Below are 20,527 nucleotides of genomic sequence, written 5' to 3' on the forward strand. Positions count from 1 at the left end.
AGTTCCCGCCATGGATGGCATGACCGCCGCCGCCCCGCTTCCCGCCGCCCCGCTTCCCAACGCCCCGCTTCCCAACGCCGGCCCCCGGCCCCGCCGCAGCGGCTGGATCCCCTGGGTGTTCGTGGGCGGCATGGCGCTGGTGATCGCGGTGAACGGCGTGCTGATCTGGGCCGCGCTGTCCAGCTTCACCGGCGTCACCGTGGGCCGCGCCTATGACCGCGGCCTCGCCTACAACGACGTCCTGGCCGAGAGCGCGCGGCAGCGGGCGCTCGGCTGGCGCGCCACGTTGCGGCTGGAGGAGGGGGTGCTCGCCCTGTCCGCCGAGGACGCCGAAGGCCGCCCCCTGCCTGGCGGCGTGCAGGGCGTGCTGATGCGCCCGCTGACGGGCGAGACGGTGGCGCTGCGCTTCGTCGCCACCGCGCCGGGCCGCTTCATCGCCGAGGCCAATCCGCCGCATCCGGGCCAGTGGGAGGCGCGGCTGGTGCTGACCGGCCCGGGCGGGCGGGCGCTCGACATCCGCCAGCGGCTGGTGGCGGGGGGGAGCGCGAGATGAGCGCGCTGCTGGCCGAGGCCGCCGCCCCCGCCGCCGAATCCCCCCACGCGGCGCCGGCCGGCTGCGCCCATTGCGGGGCGCCGCTGCCGCGGGGCGAGGCGCGCTTCTGCTGCACCGGCTGCGCGGGCGCGCACGCGCTGGTGGCCGGCCTCGGGCTCGATGCCTTCTACCGCCGGCAGGAAACCGCCGCCGGCACGCTGCGCCCGGCCGAGGGGGCGCCGGAGACCGACTTCGCCGCCCTGGCGGCACCCGGCAAGGGCGGCACCCACCGGCTGGAGCTGATGGTCTCGGGCCTCACCTGCGGCGCCTGCGTGTGGCTGCTGGAGCAGGCGCTGGCGCGGGAGCCGGACGTGCTGCGGGCGCGGGCGAGCCTGTCCGCCCGCCGGCTCACCGTGGAATGGCGGGGCGAGGCGGCGCGGGCCAACGCCCTGGCGGCGCTGGTCGCGCGGCTCGGCTTCCGCGCCGCGCCCTGGTCCCCCGCCTGCCTGCGCGCCACGGAGGACGCCGAGGGGCGGGCGCTGCTGCGCGCGCTCGGCATCGCCGCCTTCGGCATGATGAACGTCATGCTGGTCTCGGTGGCGGTGTGGGCGGGCGGCGACATGGGCGAGGCCACGCGCCACCTGATGCACTGGCTGGCGGCGCTGATCGGCCTGCCCGTGGTGCTGGTGGCGGGCATGCCCTTCTACCGCTCCGCCTGGCGCTCGGTGCGGGCGGGGCGGCCCAACATGGACCTCGCCGTCTCGCTCGGCATCGTCGCCACCACGGCGATGAGCCTGTCCGAGACGCTGCGCAACGGCGAATACACCTGGTTCGACGGCGCCACCGCCCTGCTGGCGCTGCTGCTGGCCGGCCGCGTGCTGGACCGCGCCGCGCGCCGCCGCGCCCGCCAGGCGGTGGCCGAGCTGCTGGCGCTGCAGGAGGGCACGGTGCAGCGCCTGCGCCCGGAGGGCGGGGCGGAAGCCTGCCCCGCCGCCGCCATCCGCGCCGGCGACCGCATCCTGCTGGCGCATGGCGAGCGGCTGCGGCTGGACGGCGTGCTGGAAAGCGCCGAGGCGCTGGTGGACACCGCCGCCACCTCCGGCGAGAGCCTGCCGCGCCTGGTCCATCAGGGGGAGGCGCTGGCCGCCGGCGCGGTGAATCTCGGCGACCCCTTCACCCTGCGCGTCACCGCCGCCGCGGCCGACGGCTCGCTCGCCGCCATGGCGCGGCTGCTGGAGCGGGCGGAGCAGGCGCGCGGCCGCTTCGTCTCGATCGCCGACAAGGCGGCGCGCTTCTATGTGCCGGCCGCGCATGCGGTGGCGCTGGCCACCTTCCTCGGCTGGTGGCTGTGGGTGGGCGTGTCCTGGCAGGCGGCGCTGGTGCCGGCGGTGGCGGCGCTGATCATCACCTGCCCCTGCGGCCTCGCCATCGCCGTGCCGGCGGTGCAGGTGGCGGCCAGCGGCGCGCTGTTCCGCCGCGGCGTGCTGGTGGCCTCGGCCACCGCGCTGGAGCGGCTGGCCAGCGCCGGCCATGTGGTGCTGGACAAGACCGGCACGCTGACGGAAGGCCGGCCCGCGCTGCTGGAGGAGCCGGGCCGCCCGGCCTCCGCGCTGCGGCGGGCGGCCTCCCTGGCGCGGGCCTCGCGCCACCCGCTGGCGCGCGCCCTGGTGGCCGCCTGCCCCGACGCGCCGCCGGCGCCGGAGGGCGTGGTGGAGGTGCCGGGGCAGGGGCTGCGCCTGGCCGCCGCCGAAGGCGAGATCCGCCTGGGCAGCGCCCCCTTCATCGGGCTGGCGCAGGAGGATGAGGGGCTGACGATGTGGCTGGCCCGCCCCGGCCTTTCGCCCGTGCCCTTCCGCTTCGCCGACCGGCTGCGCGGGGATGCCGCGCCCACCGTGGCGGCGCTGCGGGGGCTGGGGCTGGAGGCGGAGCTGCTTTCGGGCGACGCGCCGCCGGCGGTGGAGGCGGCCGCGCGGGCCGCCGGCATCGGGCCCTGGCAGGCGCGCGCAACGCCGGAGGGCAAGGCGGAGCGGATCGCCGCGCTCAGCGTGGACGGGCACCGGCCGCTGATGGTGGGGGACGGCATCAACGACGCCGCCGCCCTGGCGCTGGCGCATGTCTCGGCCACGCCCGAGGGCGCCACCGACCTGGCGCAGACGGCGGCCGACCTGGTGCTGCGCGGCGAGGGGCTGGGGGCGCTGCCCTATGCCATCCGCGTGGCGCGGCGGGCGCAGCGGCTGGCGCGGCAAAATATCGCCTTCGCCTTGATCTACAACATGGTCGCGGTGCCCTGCGCGGTGCTGGGATACGCCACGCCGCTGATCGCGGCGCTGGTGATGGCCTCCTCCTCCATCATCGTCATCCTCAACGCGCTGCGGGCCGGCCAGGTGAAGACACAGGTGAAGACATGAGTGCCCTGCTGCTTCTGGTGCCGCTGGCGCTGTTCCTGGGCGGGCTGGCCCTGCTGCTGTTCCTCTGGACGCTGCGGAGCCGCCAGTATGACGACCTGGACGGCGCCGCCGCGCGCATCCTCTACGACGACCTCCCCTCCCAGCCGCGAGACCCCGCATGAGCCCGACGCGCATCTTCTTCCTGCTGTTCTCCGCCCTGATCGCGCTGGCCGGCCTGCTGGCCGCCGGCGCCTCGGTGGACGGGCCGCTGACGCTGTTCGGCCTCGGCCTGTTCCTGTTCGGCGTGTTCTTCGCGCTGTTCCTGGTCAAGCGCACCTATGACGAGGCGGACGGAGAGGCCTGAGCGCCAGAGGGCGGTGGCCCCAGGGGCCGGGGCCACGCCCGCGCCCTTTCACCGCCTGTCAACCCATTAGCCGTTGACGCGCTGCGCCCGCGCGCTCATGGTCCGGCGCCGTTTTTCCGCCAAACCTTGGGAATGTACTTCCGATGCCTGCGATCACGCTGCCCGACCAGTCCGTCCGCGTCTTCGACGAGGCGGTGACGGGCACCACCGTGGCCGCCGCCATCGGACCGGGCCTCGCCAAGGCGGCGCTGGCCATGCAGGTCGATGGGGTGCTCCGCGACCTGTCCCACCGGATCGAGGCGGACGCCGCCGTGCGCTTCATCACGCGCCGCGACCCCGAGGCGCTGGAGATGATCCGGCACGACGCGGCGCATGTGCTGGCGGAAGCCGTGCAGGAGCTGTTCCCCGGCACCCAGGTGACCATCGGGCCGGCCATCGAGGGCGGCTTCTACTACGACTTCGCCCGCAACGAGCCCTTCACGCCCGAGGACTTCCCGGCGATCGAGGCCAAGATGCGGGAGATCATCGCCCGCAACGCCGCCTTCGTGCGCGAGGAATGGCCGCCCGAGGAGGCCATCGCCTTCTTCGAGGGCAAGGGCGAGCGCTACAAGGCCGAGCTGATCCGCGACCTGCCGGCCGACGTGCCGATCAGCATCTACCGCCAGGGCGAGTGGCTCGACCTTTGCCGCGGCCCGCACATGCGCTCCACCGGCGACATCGGCTCCGCCTTCAAGCTGATGAAGGTGGCCGGCGCCTATTGGCGGGGCGACCACCGCAACGCCATGCTCTCCCGCATCTACGCCACCGCCTGGCGGGACCAGAAGGAGCTGGACGCCCATCTCCACCAGCTGGAGGAGGCCGAGCGCCGCGACCACCGCAAGATCGGCCGCGAGATGGGCCTGTTCCACCTCCAGGAGGAGGCGGTGGGCTCCATCTTCTGGCACCCCAAGGGCTGGCGCCTCTACAGCCGCGTGCAGGACTACATGCGCCGCCGGCTGGACGCCGCCCTCTACCAGGAGGTCAAGACCCCGCAGCTCGTGGACCGCAGGCTGTGGGAGGCCTCGGGCCACTGGGAGAAGTTCCGCGAGAACATGTTCCTGGCCTCGGTGGACGACGAGTCCGAGAAGGACCGCGTGCTGGCCCTGAAGCCGATGAACTGCCCCTGCCACGTGCAGATCTTCAACCAGGGCCTCCGCTCCTACCGCGAGCTGCCGCTGCGCATGGCCGAGTTCGGCGCCTGCCACCGCTACGAGCCCTCCGGCGCGCTGCACGGCATCATGCGCGTGCGCGCCTTCACGCAGGACGACGCGCACATCTTCTGCTTGGAGGACCAGATCGCCGCCGAGACGGTGGAGTTCGTGGCGCTGCTCTCCTCCGTCTACCGCGACTTCGGCTTCGAGAGCTTCCGCGTGAAGTTCTCCGACCGGCCGGCCAAGCGCGCGGGCACGGACGAGACCTGGGACCGCTCGGAGGGCGCGCTGAAGGAGGCCTGCCGCATCGCCGGCGTGGAATACGAGCTGAACCCGGGCGAGGGCGCCTTCTACGGCCCGAAGCTGGAGTTCGTGCTGCGCGACGCCATCGGCCGCGACTGGCAGTGCGGCACGCTGCAGGTGGACTTCGTGCTGCCCGAGCGGCTCGACGCGCAATATGTGGGCGAGGACGGCAACCGCCACCGCCCCGTCATGCTGCACCGCGCCATCCTGGGCTCCTTCGAGCGCTTCCTCGGCATCCTGATCGAGGAGCATGCGGGGCGCTTCCCGCTCTGGCTGGCCCCGGTCCAGGTGGCGGTCGCCACCATCGTGGACGAGGCGGCGCCGTTTGCCCGCGAGGTGGCAGCCGCGCTGCAGAAGGCCGGGCTGTCGGTCGAGCTCGACCTGCGCAACGAGAAGATCAACCGCAAGGTGGTGGACCATATCGACCAGCGCGTGCCCGTGCTGGCCGTGATCGGCCGGCGCGAGGCGGAGGAGGGCAAGGTGGTGCTGCGCCGCCTGCCCGGCCGCGAGCAGGTGACCGTGACCCTGGCGGAAGCGGTGGCCACCCTTGCGGCGGAGGCGACGCCTCCCGATCTGAAACCGCAGGCAACGGTTGCGGCGGCGTGACCGCTGCACCATAAGACTCATTCGAGACGTTTCAACAGCGACAGGAGCCGACTCTGGCCCGAGGCCCTATTCCGAACCAATTGCCCGCCCGCGACGGACCGCGTGTGAACGAGGATATCCGCGTCCCTCAGGTTCGCCTGATCGACCAGGACGGCGAGATGCTCGGCGTGATGAGCGCGCGCGAAGCCCTGCTGCGCGCCTATGAGGTTGGCATGGATCTCCTGGAGATCAGCCCCAACGCCGTGCCGCCGGTCTGCAAGATCCTCGACTACGGCAAGTACAAGTACGAGCAGCAGAAGAAGGCCAACGAGGCCCGCAAGAAGCAGAAGATCGTCGAGATCAAGGAAATCAAGGTTCGCCCGAACATTGACGACCATGATTACGAAGTGAAGATGCGGGCGGCCAAGTCCTTCATCGAGGAAGGCGACAAGGTGAAGGTCACGCTCCGCTTCCGCGGCCGCGAGATGGCCCACCAGGACCTCGGCGTGAAGGTTCTGGAGCGCATCCGCACCGAGCTGGCCGAGATGGCCAAGGTGGAGCAGATGCCGCGCCTCGAGAACCGCCAGATGATCATGGTGCTGGCGCCGCGTTGAGCGGCTTCCGCCGGGAAGGGCGGCCTCCGGGCCGGCCGTTCCGGCACCGTGCCGGCCTGAAAGGCCCGGGGGCTGCCGCCCCTGGGCCTTTTCGCGTTTCTCGGTGCCGTGGAATCAGCGCGGCGGAATCAGCGCCGTGGGATCAGCGCCCTGGAATCAGCGACGCGGGAAGCGCAGGTCGAGGCCCCGGGCGCGCCAGCCGGCCTCGATCATCGCCTTGTCGATCAGCCCCGAGGGGTCCGCCTTGCGCGGCGCCGTGGCGAGGGAGGGGGCGCGCTCGCGCCGCCAGATGCCGAGCAGCCGGCGCAGCTCCACCAGCGGCGTCGGGTGGTCGTCCACCCGCAGGTCGAGGTCGGGGAAGTCCTCCGTGGTCACCAGCTTCATGGCGGCGGACTGGCGGCCGCGCCGGTCGCCCCCCGCCGCCTCCCCCGCGTCGAGCGCCAGCACCAGCCGCTCCGCCAGGGGCAGGCCGGTGCCGGCGCGGAAGGTGGCGGTGGTCTCCCCCACCACGGCGGGGTTGGCCAGCATGTTGCCGGCCACGCTGAAGCCAGGGCCGGATTGCGAGCCGGCCCATTCCACGCAGCTCTCGCCCGTCCAGGCGGCGCTGCGGCCATGGCGGTCCACGGCGTGGATCTGCCGCAGCGCGCGGCCCTCGTCGCCGGCCAGCGCCCCCTCGATGGCGGCGGCGGGGGACAGGCCGCGCGCCAGCCCGTCCAGCACGGCGGGGCCGAGATAGCGGTTGGTGAAGGACTGGGTCGAGACCGCGCCCACGCCCGCCCGGACAAAGGGACAGGAGGCGCCGACCGCGAAGGCGCAGGTGGCGACGGCCACCGCGAAGGCGCCGGTTGCGGGATCGTGCGCCACGATCGACCATGTCATCGGAGTTGTCGTCCCGTTGCGAAGTTCGCGCCCAGCGTGCCGGCTGGTCCGGTGGCGATCAAGGGGGGCGTCCGCCCCGCCGCGCATGCCGGTGCCGCAACCCCGCCGCGCCGCGCAAGAGCCTTGCCTCGGCCTTGCGGTTGTGGTGGAAGCCCCCATGGCCGACCTGTCCTCCCACGACCGCATCCTCATCCTCGATTTCGGCAGCCAGGTGACGCAGCTGATTGCGCGGCGCCTGCGGGAATCGGGCGTCTATTGCGAGATCTGGCCGTTCACGGCCGAGCCCGCGCGCATCCAGGGCTTCGCGCCAAAGGGGATCATCCTCTCCGGCGGCCCCGCCAGCACCGTGGACGAGGGCAGCCCGCGCGCCGCCCAGGTGGTGTTCGAGATGGACATCCCCGTGCTCGGCATCTGCTACGGCCAGCAGACCATGTGCATGCAGCTCGGCGGGCTGGTGGAGAAGAGCGACCACCAGGAATACGGCCGCGCCTATGTCGAGGTGCAGGAGGATTGCGCGCTGACCAAGGGCCTCTGGTCCCCCGGCGCGCGCGAGCAGGTGTGGATGAGCCATGGCGACCGCGTGGCGCGGCTGCCGGAGGGCTTCCGCGTCGTCGCCACCAGCCCCGGCGCCCCCTTCGCCATGGTGGCCGATGACAGCCGCCACTTCTACGGCATCCAGTTCCACCCCGAGGTGGTGCACACGCCGCATGGCGCGCAGCTGCTGCGCAACTTCACCCACGAGGTCTGCGGCTGCCAGGGCGACTGGACCATGGCCGCCTTCCGCGCCGAGGCCATCGCCCGCATCCGCGAGCAGGTGGGCGGCGGCCGCGTGATCTGCGGCCTTTCGGGCGGCGTCGATTCCTCCGTGGCGGCGGTGCTGATCCACGAGGCGATCGGCGACCAGCTCACCTGCATCTATGTCGATCACGGCGTGATGCGGGCGGGCGAGACCGAGCAGGTGGTGCAGACCTTCCGCGACCGCTTCAACATCAAGCTGGTCCACCGCGACGCCTCCGACCTGTTCCTCGGCGCCCTGGAAGGCGTCACCGACCCGGAGGTGAAGCGCAAGACCATCGGCCGGCTGTTCATCGAGGTGTTCGAGGAGGAGCAGGAGAAGATCGGCGGTGCCGACTTCCTGGCCCAGGGCACGCTCTACCCGGACGTGATCGAGAGCGTCTCGGCCACCGGCGGGCCGTCGGTCACCATCAAGTCGCACCACAATGTCGGCGGCCTGCCCGAGGACATGCGCATGAAGCTCGTCGAGCCGCTGCGCGACCTGTTCAAGGACGAGGTGCGGGCGCTGGGCCGCGAGCTGGGCCTGCCGGAGGAGATCGTCGGCCGCCACCCCTTCCCCGGCCCGGGGCTGGCCATCCGCATCCCCGGCGAGGTGACGCGCGAGCGCGTGCAGATCCTGCAGAAGGCGGACACGATCTATCTGGAGGAGATCCGCGCGGCGGGCCTCTACGACGCCATCTGGCAGGCCTTCGCCGTGCTGCTGCCGGTCAAGACCGTGGGCGTGATGGGCGACGGCCGCACCTATGACAGCGTCTGCGCGCTGCGCGCCGTGACCTCGACCGACGGCATGACGGCCGATGTGTATCCCTTCACCATGGAATTCCTGACGCGGGTGGCGGGGCGCATCGTCAACGAGGTGCGCGGCATCAACCGCGTGACCTACGACATCACCTCCAAGCCCCCCGGCACGATCGAGTGGGAATAATTTTTGCCCATCCGAGGCTATCCGAAACTACGCCAGAATACGACGTAACCACCTGAAAAACAAAAATATTTCATCCGAGACCTATCGAGAGCTATCGGTGGGCATCAAACGCGTCTGTCGTGCCCGCTGACGGACCCTGCCCCCGTTGATCATCGGGAAAATCGAAAGTACCGTCATAGCGATTGAGGCTAATGACGGTACTTTTTTCAGCCTAACACGCTGACCATAAACAGATATTCCCGTCAAAAGCCTCCAAATACCGCGTGACGGTACTTTTCCGCGAGGAGGCCCAGAATGTTGACGGATGCGGCACTCAAGTGCCTGAAACCAAAAGCCAAAATGTACAAGGTGACCGATCGTGACGGCATGTATGTGCGTGTCGCGCCGACAGGCGGCATCTCGTTCAGGCTCGACTACCGGCTGAACGGCAGGCGGGAGACCGTCCATCTTGGCAAGTACGCCCGAGATGGGATCTCGCTCGCCCGAGCTCGCGAATTGTGCCTGGACGCGAAACGCATGATTGCCGAGGGGCGGTCCCCCGCCATCGAGAAGCAGCGGGAGAAGCGCCGGATCAAGGAGGCCAAGAGCTTCGGCGAGTTCGGCGAGAAGTGGCTGACGCGCGCGCCCATGGCGGACAGCACGCGCGCTATGCGCCGCGCCATATTCGAGCGTGAACTCATGCCCGTCTGGCGGAACCGTTTGCTGACCGAGATCACGCCTGATGACCTGCGCGCCCACTGCGCCAAGATCGTGGAACGGGGCGCGCCCGCGACGGCCATCCATGTGCGGGACATCCTGAAGCAGATCTACGGCTTCGCCATTCTCCACGGCGAGAAGGTCGCAAACCCGGCCGATGACGTCGGCCCGGCGTCGATCGCCACATTCACGCCCAAGGACCGGGCGCTTTCGCCGACTGAGATCCGCATCATGCTCAAGCAGCTCGAGCATGTCGCGACGCTGCCGACGATTCGCCTCGGCATGAAGCTCTACCTCCTCACCATGGTCCGGAAGAGCGAACTGCAGGACGCGGTCTGGGATGAGGTCGATTTCGAAAACGCCGTCTGGACGATCCCGAAGGAGCGCATGAAGCGATCGAAGCCGCACAATGTCTACCTGTGCCGGCAGACCCTCGACATCATGATCGCGCTCAAGACCTGCGCCGGTAATTCCCGGTATCTGCTGCCGTCCCGCTACGATGCGGATGCGCCGATGTCGCGGGCGACCTTCAACCGGGTCACCTACGCGGTCGTCGAACAGGCCAAGAAGGAGGGGCTGCCGCTGGAGCCGTTCACCGTGCATGACCTGCGTCGCACTGGTTCGACGCTGCTCAATGAGTTGGGCTTCAACCGCGACTGGATCGAAAAGTGCCTGGCGCACGAGGACGGGCGTTCATCACGCGGCGTCTACAACAAGGCCGAATACGAGGTTCAGCGTCGCCACATGATGCAGGAATGGGCCGACACCGTCGATGCCTGGGTCGAGGGGCGGAAGTATGTTCCGACGCTGCTGCCGACAGTCATGCCGTCTATCGCGCTCGATCCTGCCCTTTGACCGGGTGGGGCTTGCGCTTGGTGACGTCGGGATGCTGTGCGCGATGGATCGGCTTCGCGCGCCGCGCCAGCAACCAGGCGTGGACTTCGGCGAGATCCCAGACGATGCAGCGCGGTGACAGCGCGAAGCGGCGTGGAATTCGCCGCGCTGCTCTATTTGATAGATGACTCTGCTATGAAGGGCGGTGCCGATTGTCCAAGCGGCGCCCGCACTTGGGCTGTAACTTGTCGGCGACGCGATGAGCGCGACTTTCACTATCGACGAAATCAAAATCGGGGAGGCGGTCAAGGCGCCGCTCCTGTACCGGAAGGAAGCGAAATGATGATCGAATGCCTCGGAATGAAAGGGCTCTGACGGTGGCCGCGCTCAAGTTCTCCTTGATCCCCATGTTTGCGATCATGATTGGTGCGCTTCTCGCGGCGTGGCGCACGCCCGGCGAGAAACAGGTCGCGGTCGTGCAGCATCTGGCGGCGGGCGTGGTGTTCGCTGCCGCTGCGACGGAGATCCTGCCCCAAGTGATGCACGGCGGTTCTCCGATGGCGACGGTGATCGGCGGGGCGCTGGGCGTTGCAGTGATGCTCGGCCTGAAGGCGGCGGAAAGCCGATGGCAGGGTCCGGTGGCGCTGCTTGCTGCGATCGGTCTCGATCTGGCGATTGACGGCCTGGTCCTCGGCCTTGCCTTCATCGCCGGCGAGAGGGCGGGAATATTGTTGGCCGTCGCGCTGACCTTGGAAGTGTTGTTCCTGGCCCTGACCCTTACCATCGATCTGGCGGGCCGGTATCCCAAGGCGAAGGCGATCGGCCTGACTTGCGCGTTGGCGCTGCTGGTGCCGATGGGTGCGCTGATCGCGCAGCCGGTGGCATTACTGCCGCCATATGGATCACCGGGTTCTTGAGCTTCGGCCTGATGGCGTTGCTCTACCTTGTCACCGAAGAACTGCTGGTCGAGGCGCACGAGAAGCCGGACTCGCCGCTTATCTCCGCGATGTTCTTCGTCGGCTTCCTGGCGATTCTCCTGCTTGAGGAAATCATGGCATGACGGCTCAGCCGGAGGCAAAGGTTGCCGCCGAGCGGCGTACGCTCCGGATCGCGGGCAGCAACAGCGTCTTGGTCGATGCGCGGGCTGAAACCAAGATCGGAGCATGTTTCGACCTGGTGGAACCACCAGACTCGAAAACTATGCGGAAAGACAAGTACATAGAGCGTCCGTTCTGGTGCAATCAGAACGCGACGCCCTCTAGGGCGGAGACAGCGTGATGACCGACAAGTTCGAACTGGATATTCCCGTCTTGCTGCCCGAGGTTCCCGACGCGGCCGACGCCTGTGTCGGCCGCCTCGTTTCGACATTGAGCGCCAAGCCCGGCGTTGAGCGCGCGCACGTTCTGGCCGCCGATGGCGATACGCCGGCAAAGCTGTGCATCCATTTCGACGGCGAAGCGCTGCCGCTGTCACGCGTGCGCGACATGGTGCGGGCGGCAGGCGCCGAGATTAGCGGGCGATACGGTCATGCGACATGGCAGGTCGAAGGAATCGGCCACGAACGCCGCGCCCGCACCGTCGGCGAGACCCTGTGCCAGATGCCCGGCGTGCTGCAGGCCGATGCCAGCGCCTCGGGCAGCGTTCGCGTCGAATATGACAAGGAACTAGTCGACGAGGCAGCGATCGTCGCGGCGCTGGGCAAGCTCAAGGTCAAACCGGGCAAGCGGACGGGCTCCAATCAGGCCGGTGGTCATGCTGGACACGATCACGGCGCCGGCGACCATGCCGGCCACGATCACGGGCCTGGCGGCCATGCCGAAGGCGCGGAAAAGCACGGACTGGGCGATGGCCACGATCACGCCCATGCCAATTTCCTTGGCCCCAATACGGAGCTGATCTTCGCGCTCGCCTGCGGCGCGCTGCTGGCGATCGGCTTCGCGATCGAAAAGCTGGTTGCGGGTGCCCCCGACTGGCTGCCGACCGCCTTCTATGTGGGTGCCTATGTGTTCGGTGGCTTCTTCACGCTGCGCGAGGCGATCGACAATCTGAAGCTCAAGAAATTCGAGATCGACACGCTGATGCTCGTCGCGGCCGCCGGTGCCGCGGCGCTCGGCGCCTTTGCGGAAGGCGCGCTACTGCTGTTTCTGTTCAGCCTCGGCCATGCGCTCGAGCATTATGCGATGGGTCGCGCCAAGCGCGCGATCGAGGCGCTGGCCGAGCTCGCGCCCGACAAGGCGACGGTGCGCCGTGGAGGGCAGACCTCGGAAATCCCCGTCGAAGAGCTGGTGGTCGGCGACGTCGTGATCGTGCGACCGAACGAGCGCCTGCCCGCTGACGGCTTCCTCATCAAGGGGTCGAGCGCGATCAACCAGGCCCCAGTCACCGGCGAGAGCATCCCGGTCGACAAGGAACCCGTCGCAGATGTCGAGACGGCGCGCGCGAAGCCCGATGCCGTTGACGCCGCGTCACGGATTTTTGCTGGGACGATCAACGGCGGCGGCGCGATTGAAATCGAAGTGACACGGCGCTCCAACGAAAGCGCGCTCGCCAAGGTCGTGAAGATGGTGAGCGAAGCGGAGACGCAGAAATCCCCGACCCAGCGGTTCACCGATCGGTTCGAGCGCATCTTCGTGCCGGTGGTGCTGGCGCTGTCGTTTATCCTGCTGTTTGCCTGGGTCGTCGTCGACGAGCCGTTCCGCGACAGCTTCTACCGGGCGATGGCGGTGCTGGTTGCCGCCAGCCCTTGTGCACTGGCCATCGCCACCCCCAGCGCGGTTCTATCAGGGGTCGCGCGGGCCGCACGCGGCGGGGTACTGGTCAAAGGCGGCGCGCCGCTCGAGAATCTTGGCTCTCTGAAGGCGATCGCGTTCGACAAGACCGGTACGCTGACGGAAGGGCGTCCACGCATCACTGATGTCGTCCCGGTCGACGGCGCGAGCGAGGCGGATTTGTTGACGCTCGCCGTCGCCGTCGAAGCCCTGAGCGATCACCCGCTGGCGCAGGCCATCGTCAAGGACGGTCGCGAACGCCTGGGTGGACGAGAACTGCCTGTCGCAATCGACGTCAAGAGCCTTACCGGACGCGGCGTCACCGCGACTGTCGACGGCGAAACGGTGTGGATCGGCAAGGCAGAGATGTTCGGCGTGGAGGGCATCCCGTCGCTGAACGCCGCCGCAACCGATGCCATCGCCCAGCTTCGCGAAGGCGGCCGCACGACAATGGTTGTCCGCAAGGGCGACCGCGACATCGGCGCGATCGGCCTGATGGACACGCCCCGCGAGGCAGCCAAGGTCGCCCTCAGGCGCCTGCGCGACATGGGCATAACTCGCATGATCATGATCTCCGGCGATAACCAGAAGGTCGCCGACGCCATCGCCCGCGAGGTCGGTCTCGACGAGGCATGGGGCGATCTGATGCCGGAAGACAAGGTCGCCGCGATCAAGAAACTCGCCGGCGAGGACAAGGTCGCGATGGTCGGCGACGGCGTCAACGACGCCCCTGCGATGGCGTCGGCAACGGTCGGTATTGCAATGGGTGCCGCTGGCTCGGATGTGGCCCTGGAGACAGCAGACGTCGCGTTGATGGCCGACGATCTCGCGCATCTGCCGTTCGCTGTGGGCTTGAGCCGCCACACCCGCGGCATCATCCGGCAGAATGTGTTCGTCAGCCTTGGCGTCGTGGCGTTCCTCGTGCCGGCCACCATTCTCGGACTCGGCATCGGCCCGGCGGTGGCGATGCACGAAGGTTCGACGCTGCTCGTTGTCTTCAACGCGCTTCGCCTGCTCGCTTTCAAGGATCGGACCGGCGCGGCGTGAAATGGCTGACCGTATTTGACCTCGACGGGACGCTGGGTGAGAGCGAGCAGCCCGTGTCGGCCGAGATGGCGGCGACGCTCGCATCCCTGCTGGCCGAGATCGATGTCGCGGTGATCTCGGGTGGCAACTGGCCGCAGTTCGCCCGCTAAGTCGTTTCGGAGTCGTCATATGATGCAGGAATGGGCCGACACCGTCGATGCCTGGGTCGAGGGGCGGAAGTATGTTCCAACGCTGCTGCCGACAGTCATGCCGTCTATCGCGCTCGATCCTGCCCTTTGACCGGGCGGGACTTGCGCTTGGTGACGTCGGGATGCTGCGCGCGATGGATCGGCTTCGCGCGCCGCGCCAGCAACCAGGCGTGGACCTCGGCGAGATCCCAGACGATGCAGCGCGGTGACAGCGCGAAGCGGCGTGGAAATTCGCCGCGCTGCTCCATCTCGTAGATTGTGCTGTCGGCCAGGGGCACCATCTCGCGCAGTTGGTGCCGCCGGATGGTCTTCCTGATCTCCAAAGGCTCGCTCTGACCCATACCCAATCTCCTTAGCGGCTGTCGCTGGCGATTGAGAACGATAGGTGCCGATGCCGGAAGTCCCTCCCGAGTGGCGTGCGGCAATTTCGGGCTCTGGCGTAGAAATCGGCGGGTCATTTTCAGTCCTGACAGCGCGGCCGGACATCCGTCAGCCCACAGAATCTGCACGACTCGCCGCACGCGTTCCGCGCCGTAATTGCGCTGTTCAGATCACGCACCATTTACTGCTTGCACCGGCGAGATGCGATCCGGAAGTCCGCTAGCGACGTAGCAACAGTCGAATGTGTGACACTTAAGGATTTCGTGGGCGGCGGTAGCGAGGAGACGGAGAAGACCCATAATCTGATCGGAACAGTTCTCGGGGGCTGACGGGGCTACGTTTGCAAAGACCTTTGCATCATGGGGAACCATCGTGCCGAGATCGAAGATCGAGCTGCGCCATGTGCGCTACATCATCGCTGCCGCGGAAAGCGGCAGCTTCCGGCGCGCGGCGCAAGATCTCGGCGTCGAGCAGTCGGCGATCAGCCGCCGCATCCGCGATGTCGAGGATGAGATCGGCGCACAGCTGTTCCGCCGTCATCCTGCCGGCGTCGACCTGACGGACATCGGCAAACAATTCCTGAATCAGGCCGCCCCTGGGGCTCGCCAGATCGGATCGGCGCTCGACGGCGCAAGAACGGTGGCGAACAGAGGACGGCATCTTCGGATCGGCGTGTTCGGGCCTCTGACCATGGGCTTTCTGTCTGAGCTCTTCGGGGCCTTTCGGGGTGACCGCCCGGGGGTCAAGCTGCGGTTCAGCGAGGGCAGTTGTCCCGAACTTATCGCGGCCGTGCGGCGGGGGCAGCTTGATGTCGGTGTCGTCGCCGAAGCATCGCCCGGGAAGGGCTTTGACGTGACGCATTTGTGGGCCGAGCCCGTGTACGCGGCATTGCCGGACGGCGACCCACTCGCCGATCAGAAGGCGCTCCGGTGGGATGACCTGCGTGATCGGCACTTTGTGGTGACTGATTTACCGACCGGCGATTTCGCGAAGGGTTACCTGATGCGAAACCTCCAGACTTCGCCCGGAGACCTCCAGATCGAGCAATTGTCCGTCACTCGGGAATCTCTGATGCAGATCGTCGCGCATGGGGACGGCGTCACCATCGCAGGCAGCGCGCATGTCCGTCACGGTCTGCCAGGCATTGCTTTTCGCCTGATCGAGGATGCTGTTCTCCGCTATGGTGCTGTCCACCCGCGAGGGGCGCTCCATCGGAACCTCGAGCGCCTGCTGGCGCTGGCAAAGTCTTTCTCGGAGCGAGATGACGCTTGGTTCGCCCGGCAACGGCTCATGCGCCCTGAGCATCGGCGCGTGCCGCACGTTGACTGCCATCGCGGCGCGCGCGGGCGAACCCCCGATCGGTTGCAATGAAGCGCTCGAGCATGGGCACAATCAGCTTCGTCGGGTCGCCGATGGTCTGGCCTTGTTCGCGGCCGAGTGCTGCGGCGTAGGCGACGAGGTCCCGATGCAGCGGCGCAGGGAGTTCAATCGTCACCTTGACCGGCTTGTCGTCGATGATCGGGCCGAGCTTCAGCTTGGTCATCACAACCCTCCATAAGGTTCGAGCACGAGGTCGCGGGTGACGATGACGCGCACGGGGAACCCCGGTCTGATCGTCAGGGTCGGCGCGACATTGAGTTGCCGACGGATGATCTGCTGCCCTGCGTCGTTGATGGTGTCCTGCCCGCCGTTGCGGATCGCCCGGAGCAGCCGATCCTGATCGTCAACGGCGAGTTCGGCGCCGACCGACAGCAGTGTCGACAGGCCGGCAGCCTTGGCGAGATCCCACCAGTGATAGTCGACGCCATCCTGGAGACCCGCATAGCCTTGCGCGTCGGCTCCGGGTTGACGTTCCAAGACGATCGAACGGCCATTCGGGAGGATGAGCCGCTTCCAGACGAGCAGCACCCGGCGCTGACCGAAGCCGACATCGTTGCTGTACTCGCCGATCAGCCGCGTGCCCTGCGGGACGAGCAGGATGCGCCCGGTCGGGCTGTCGTAGACATGCTCCGTGACCTGCGCGGTGATCTGGCCGGGCAAGTCGGATCGGATGCCGGTGATGAGGGCCGCGGCGATGACGGCGCCGGTCTGAAGCACATAGGGCGATGCCGGACCCATCACGCGATCTGGCGAGACCGTGCGGCGGTCCACGCCCGCATTCAGGAACGCGAGCTGGCGATCCTGCGCCGTCGCTGCACCTGGCTGGCCCGGAAGACCTAGCCCAGAGAGGCTCGGGCTGCCTGGTCCACCAACTGTCGCAATCGGAGCTGCGACGCGCGCCTCCGTCTGGAAGAAGACGCGGCTCGTTCGGGCAGCTTCTTCTTCCGCGCGCCTGCGTTGCTCGACCGGATCGACGGTGGGCGCTGCTGCCATCGGCGGCGTGACGGGCTGGCCACGGTTCTGCGCATCGAGGATGGGGCGCCCCAGATCCCCGGGCAGCGGAGGCCCAAGCACCGGACCGGTGTAGTCGCGTGGCAGGCCGGCGAGCCCGTCCGCAGTTCGCCGATTTTGCGTGGAGTAAAGCTCCTCACTGCCAGGGCCGATACTGCGCGTCTGAAGCGCATAGATGAGCGCGCCACCAACCCCGAGGGCGGCGACGAGACTGATGCCGCCCAGCACCTTTCGCGACAGTCGGGTGACCCGGGGCGGTTCGGCGCGCAGCCGCATTGGCGCAGCGGCGTCGCCGGGTTGTGTGCCGACCAGCTGTGCGTCGGCTTCGTTGGGCGTGTCGCGCTCGCTCATGACGCGGGCCTCCCATCGGTGCGAACGATCCGGACCGTCTGCTGGCGCTCGCCACTGCCGAGACGGAGCTCGGCGGCGCCGAACAAACGGTCGACGATCAGGATGTTCTGGTGGATCCGGCTGTTGGCGATTTGCGGTTCGCCATCTGCGCCGATGACGAAGAGCGGGGGCATCTCGCCCTGAACGATCCCGCGCGGGAACTCGACATAGACGCGGCGCCCGTCGTCGTAGACCGAGATTGGCCGCCACGGCGGCGTGTTGCCTGTAAGACCGTAGCGATAGTTCCGTGCCGCAACGGCCGGGATCACTGGTGTAGCGGGCACTGCCTGTCTCTGCGAGGCGGGCGGCTGCGGATAGGCCCAGGCGACGGCCGGCATATAGGGGCGTTCGCCCGAGCGCAGCTCGATCATGTAGATGCGACGGTCGGTGGTGATGACCAGATTGGTCGTGATGTCTGGCCGTGTCGGCTTCACGAGGACATGGACGCGCCGGGTGATGCCCGAGCCGCTCTCTGTGTCGCCGATGATCCAGCGCGCCGTATCGCCCGCAGCGATCGGGCCGGCGCCGGTCAGGCTTTCGCCTGGTTCCAACGCGATGTTGGTGATCTGCCCGGGAGCGGCATAGACTTGATAGAGCGCGCCCTCGCTCCAGGGATAGATCTGTATCGAGTTGTAATACCCCTCGCGGCGCGGTTCGACGCGCGCGGCGGCATTGGCATTCTCCACGCGGCCCGCCGGCGTCCCCGCGGCAGCGCCACCGCGCGCGGGTGTCCAGGCGGGCGGTGTGTGAAGCGGCCTAGGTGGCGCCTCCGTGACGGCAGCCGGCACAGGGGGAAGTGGCGGCACATCGGCGTCATAGCTGATCTGTGGCGGTCGGTTGGTCGCGCAGCCGGCCAGCGCCAATCCCGAGATCAGCAAAAGCGCAGAGCCGGATAGGCGGAAGCCACGGCTCGCGGGTCGGCGGAGATGATTTCTCATTGCCCCATTTCCCGCGACCAGTTGATGGCGTTGACGTAGATCCCAAGCGGATTGGCCCGCAGCCGCTCTGCGTCGCGCGGGGGTTGGATCACGATGGTCAAGATGGCTGTCCAGCGCTGTGTCGTGGAGAGCTGGCCGTTCTCGTACTGGCGTTCGGTCCAGGCCACGCGGAAGCTGTCAGGCGACGCGCGGATCACGCTCGACACTTCGACCGACACCTGCTGCTTCCCGACGCGGGTGAACGGATCGTTGGCGCGGGCGAAGTCATTGAGGGCCGCCGCGCCGCGATCGGTCGTGAACTCGTAGGCGCGCAGCCAATTCTGCCGCACGACGATGGCGTCGGCCGGGATCGAGCGGACCTGCTCGATGAACCGCGCCAGATGCCAGGCCACCTGCGGGTCGGTGGGGCGGTAGTCGGCCTGCGCTGGCGCGACCGCCTGCGCCTGGCCGAGATTGTCGACCTGCACCACCCACGGGACGATGGTCCCGCGCGCCGACTGCCAGACCAGCGCGGCAGCGAAGCCGGCGGAGAGGATCAGGCAGCCGAAGGCCATGAGCCGCCAGTTTCGGGCCTGGACACGCGCTGAGCCGATTCGATCATCCCAGATCTGCGCCGCGCGCTGATATGGCGTCTCGGGCTCGGGCGTCTTTCCATAGTGGGTTGCGGGTCGCTTGAAGAAGCTCATGTGCGGTCGCCTCCGGAGAGATTGATGGAAGAGCCGCCGCCGTGGCTGTCGCCCGATCGGATCGCGTGTGCCGCGAGCGTGACGCCGTGGCTCATGGTCTGCCCACGTCGCATGCGCTGCGCCCAAGCCGGCGGGCTGGCGGCAGAGCCTGTGGCCGCCGGTGCGGCCGAACCGGCATCATTCGCGACCGTTCCCATGCTCGAGGAACCGCCGGTGGCTCCGAAGCCGCTTTTGACGCCGTCGGCGAAGCTCGAGCGAACGCTTTGCGCGGCCCGGCGCAGCGGAGAGGCTGCCGCGCCGCCGGCCGCTCGTGCGACGCCGCCGAGGCCCGACGCGACGCCGGCGGCGCCCGACTGGCCGAGGGAACCGAGACTGTAGGCAGCAGAGGCGGCTCCCGCCGCGGTGGCTCCACCGCGCACGGCGGCGGCGCCGCCGGAAATGGCGCTCGCGCCACCGCGCAAGGCGAGCCCGGCCGCGCCGCCGGCAGCCATGGCTGCGCCGCCCGCGACGAGGCCGGTGCCGATGGCGGAGCCTGCGCCGAGTTGCGGGCCGCCGGAAACGATGCCGTTGGCGATACCCGGACCAAAGATGCCGAGACCGAGAAGCGACAGCGCCGCCAACACGACGGCCATCGCGTCGTCGATGGTCGGTGGCTGACCGCCGAATCCTGCCGTGAACTGACTGAACAGAGTCGAGCCGATGCCGATGATGACGGCGAGCACCAGTACCTTGATCCCTGACGAGATGACGTTTCCCAGCACGCGCTCGGCCATGAAGGCGGTCTTCCCGAACAGGCCGAACGGGATCAGGACAAAGCCGGCCAGGGTGGTCAGCTTGAATTCGATCAGCGTGATGAAGAGCTGGATGGCCAGGATGAAGAAGGCGAGCAGCACCAGCGCCCAGGCGAAGAGCAGGCAGGCGATCTGGATGAAGTTTTCGAAGAAGGCGATCCAGCCCATCAGGTTTGAGATGGATTCGAGCAGCGGCCTCGCCGCATCGAGACCCGTCTGCGCGACCCGGCCCGGGCGCATCAGGTCCTGGATGGAAAACCCGGTGCCGGACGCCTGAAGTCCGAGGCCGGCGAAGCTTTCGAAGACGATCCGCGCGAGGTTGTTCCAGTTGCCGATGATGTAGGCAAAGACGCCCACAAACAGCGTCTTCTTCACAAGGCGTGCGATGATGTCGTCGTCCGCGCCCCAGCTCCAGAACAGGGCGGCCAGCGTGACGTCGATGACGATCAGCGTCGTCGCGATGAACGCCACCTCGCCGCCGAGCAGGCCGAATCCGCTGTCGATGTAGGAGGTGAAGACCCCGAGGAAATTGTCGATGACGCCGCTGCCGCCCATGGCTCACCGCCCTTCGTCGGCGCGTCGCGGCGCGGTGCGGGTGCCAAGGAAACGGTCGCGGGTTTCGGCCCAGATGCGCAGACACTCGCCGTCCCTTGCGGCGGCTTCCCCCATCTGCTGGCACCGACGCTGGCCCTCGCGCAGCGGGTCCGGCGCCTCCTCAAGCACGGGCGTCGGCCGAGCCGCTGGCCTTTCCTCTTTCCGGGTCATCTCGATCGCCGTTGCCGTGATTGCGACGGAGACGAAGATGATTGCGCCCACGCGGGCCAGCGTCTTGCCGTCCATCCT

The 20,527-nt window shown here is 68.4% G+C and carries 22 protein-coding genes; 14 read left to right on the top strand and 8 right to left on the bottom strand.

The window, feature by feature from the left end; all coding sequences use genetic code 11:
- Positions 1 to 10 precede the first annotated feature (10 nt).
- The 6 genes from CR162_RS11985 (at position 11) to infC (ending at position 5,975) form a co-directional block, all read left to right on the top strand.
- Positions 11 to 553, top strand: coding sequence for a FixH family protein (locus tag CR162_RS11985; RefSeq protein ID WP_099095793.1), 543 nt, complete (start codon positions 11 to 13; stop codon positions 551 to 553).
- Positions 550 to 2,940, top strand: coding sequence for a heavy metal translocating P-type ATPase (locus CR162_RS11990; protein WP_099095794.1), 2,391 nt, complete (start codon positions 550 to 552; stop codon positions 2,938 to 2,940). Before CR162_RS11985 ends, CR162_RS11990 begins: the two co-directional genes overlap by 4 nt.
- Positions 2,937 to 3,101, top strand: a complete 165-nt coding sequence (gene ccoS, locus CR162_RS11995) for a cbb3-type cytochrome oxidase assembly protein CcoS (protein WP_099095795.1) — start codon at positions 2,937 to 2,939, stop codon at positions 3,099 to 3,101. The genes CR162_RS11990 and ccoS overlap by 4 nt, the downstream gene beginning before the upstream one ends.
- The gene (locus CR162_RS12000; protein WP_099095796.1) at positions 3,098 to 3,283 is read left to right on the top strand and encodes a hypothetical protein; all 186 of its coding nucleotides are present in this window, start codon (positions 3,098 to 3,100) and stop codon (positions 3,281 to 3,283) included. The genes ccoS and CR162_RS12000 overlap by 4 nt, the downstream gene beginning before the upstream one ends.
- Positions 3,284 to 3,426: 143 nt before the next feature.
- On the top strand, positions 3,427 to 5,382 hold the full coding sequence (thrS, locus tag CR162_RS12005; protein ID WP_099095797.1) for a threonine--tRNA ligase: 1,956 nt from the start codon (positions 3,427 to 3,429) through the stop codon (positions 5,380 to 5,382).
- Positions 5,383 to 5,462: 80 nt separating this feature from the next.
- Positions 5,463 to 5,975 carry a translation initiation factor IF-3 gene (gene infC / locus CR162_RS12010; RefSeq protein ID WP_099095798.1) on the top strand — a complete coding sequence of 171 codons (513 nt, stop codon included), beginning with the start codon at positions 5,463 to 5,465 and terminating at the stop codon, positions 5,973 to 5,975.
- 156 nt (positions 5,976 to 6,131) lie between these two features.
- On the opposite strand, the gene CR162_RS12015 is transcribed toward infC, so the two are convergent.
- Entirely contained in the window at positions 6,132 to 6,854 is a 723-nt protein-coding gene (locus CR162_RS12015) for a DUF1028 domain-containing protein (protein ID WP_099095799.1), read from the bottom strand.
- Positions 6,855 to 7,011: 157 nt separating this feature from the next.
- On the opposite strand from CR162_RS12015, the gene guaA reads away from it, so the two are divergent.
- From guaA to CR162_RS12045, 7 genes are all read left to right on the top strand, one after another.
- Positions 7,012 to 8,574, top strand: coding sequence for a glutamine-hydrolyzing GMP synthase (guaA, locus tag CR162_RS12020; RefSeq protein ID WP_099095800.1), 1,563 nt, complete (start codon positions 7,012 to 7,014; stop codon positions 8,572 to 8,574).
- A 294-nt stretch (positions 8,575 to 8,868) separates the two neighbouring features.
- Entirely contained in the window at positions 8,869 to 10,125 is a 1,257-nt protein-coding gene (locus CR162_RS12025) for a tyrosine-type recombinase/integrase (protein WP_099095801.1), read from the top strand.
- Positions 10,126 to 10,481: 356 nt separating this feature from the next.
- Positions 10,482 to 11,021, top strand: a complete 540-nt coding sequence (locus CR162_RS12035; RefSeq protein WP_245870308.1) for a ZIP family metal transporter — start codon at positions 10,482 to 10,484, stop codon at positions 11,019 to 11,021.
- Positions 11,018 to 11,164, top strand: coding sequence for a hypothetical protein (locus tag CR162_RS22830; RefSeq protein ID WP_245870310.1), 147 nt, complete (start codon positions 11,018 to 11,020; stop codon positions 11,162 to 11,164). Before CR162_RS12035 ends, CR162_RS22830 begins: the two co-directional genes overlap by 4 nt.
- Complete coding sequence (locus CR162_RS22035) at positions 11,161 to 11,382, top strand: hypothetical protein (RefSeq protein WP_141563143.1); 222 nt, start codon at positions 11,161 to 11,163, stop codon at positions 11,380 to 11,382. The genes CR162_RS22830 and CR162_RS22035 overlap by 4 nt, the downstream gene beginning before the upstream one ends.
- On the top strand, positions 11,382 to 13,919 hold the full coding sequence (locus CR162_RS12040; RefSeq protein WP_099095802.1) for a heavy metal translocating P-type ATPase: 2,538 nt from the start codon (positions 11,382 to 11,384) through the stop codon (positions 13,917 to 13,919). Before CR162_RS22035 ends, CR162_RS12040 begins: the two co-directional genes overlap by 1 nt.
- Positions 13,916 to 14,068, top strand: coding sequence for a hypothetical protein (locus tag CR162_RS12045; protein WP_218014888.1), 153 nt, complete (start codon positions 13,916 to 13,918; stop codon positions 14,066 to 14,068). Before CR162_RS12040 ends, CR162_RS12045 begins: the two co-directional genes overlap by 4 nt.
- A 104-nt stretch (positions 14,069 to 14,172) precedes the next feature.
- Here the strand turns inward: CR162_RS12045 and CR162_RS12050 are convergent, their stop codons facing one another.
- Complete coding sequence (locus CR162_RS12050) at positions 14,173 to 14,448, bottom strand: helix-turn-helix transcriptional regulator (protein WP_099095803.1); 276 nt, start codon at positions 14,446 to 14,448, stop codon at positions 14,173 to 14,175.
- Positions 14,449 to 14,860: 412 nt separating this feature from the next.
- On the opposite strand from CR162_RS12050, the gene CR162_RS12055 reads away from it, so the two are divergent.
- Positions 14,861 to 15,859 (top strand): LysR family transcriptional regulator, encoded by a 999-nt coding sequence (locus tag CR162_RS12055; RefSeq protein ID WP_099095804.1) that lies wholly within the window; start codon positions 14,861 to 14,863, stop codon positions 15,857 to 15,859.
- Here CR162_RS12055 and CR162_RS12060 read toward each other — a convergent pair.
- From CR162_RS12060 to trbK-alt, 6 genes are read right to left on the bottom strand one after another with little or no spacing between them, the layout of a single operon-like run.
- Positions 15,777 to 16,031, bottom strand: a complete 255-nt coding sequence (locus CR162_RS12060) for a DUF2274 domain-containing protein (RefSeq protein ID WP_011579845.1) — start codon at positions 16,029 to 16,031, stop codon at positions 15,777 to 15,779. The genes CR162_RS12055 and CR162_RS12060 overlap by 83 nt on opposite strands.
- Entirely contained in the window at positions 16,031 to 17,230 is a 1,200-nt protein-coding gene (locus CR162_RS12065; RefSeq protein WP_099095805.1) for a TrbI/VirB10 family protein, read from the bottom strand. Before CR162_RS12065 ends, CR162_RS12060 begins: the two co-directional genes overlap by 1 nt.
- A complete protein-coding gene (trbG, locus tag CR162_RS12070) occupies positions 17,227 to 18,207 on the bottom strand; it encodes a P-type conjugative transfer protein TrbG (protein WP_099095806.1) in 981 nt (326 codons plus the stop codon). Before trbG ends, CR162_RS12065 begins: the two co-directional genes overlap by 4 nt.
- Positions 18,204 to 18,893 (bottom strand): conjugal transfer protein TrbF, encoded by a 690-nt coding sequence (gene trbF / locus CR162_RS12075; RefSeq protein WP_066662412.1) that lies wholly within the window; start codon positions 18,891 to 18,893, stop codon positions 18,204 to 18,206. The genes trbG and trbF overlap by 4 nt, the downstream gene beginning before the upstream one ends.
- Positions 18,890 to 20,239: a P-type conjugative transfer protein TrbL gene (gene trbL, locus CR162_RS12080; RefSeq protein ID WP_099095807.1), complete on the bottom strand. Its 1,350-nt coding sequence runs from the start codon at positions 20,237 to 20,239 to the stop codon at positions 18,890 to 18,892. The genes trbF and trbL overlap by 4 nt, the downstream gene beginning before the upstream one ends.
- A 3-nt stretch (positions 20,240 to 20,242) precedes the next feature.
- Positions 20,243 to 20,524 carry a putative entry exclusion protein TrbK-alt gene (gene trbK-alt / locus CR162_RS12085; RefSeq protein ID WP_099095808.1) on the bottom strand — a complete coding sequence of 94 codons (282 nt, stop codon included), beginning with the start codon at positions 20,522 to 20,524 and terminating at the stop codon, positions 20,243 to 20,245.
- Positions 20,525 to 20,527: the final 3 nt, after the last annotated feature.

Source organism: Teichococcus rhizosphaerae (assembly GCF_002631185.1).
Lineage (GTDB): Bacteria > Pseudomonadota > Alphaproteobacteria > Acetobacterales > Acetobacteraceae > Pseudoroseomonas > Pseudoroseomonas rhizosphaerae.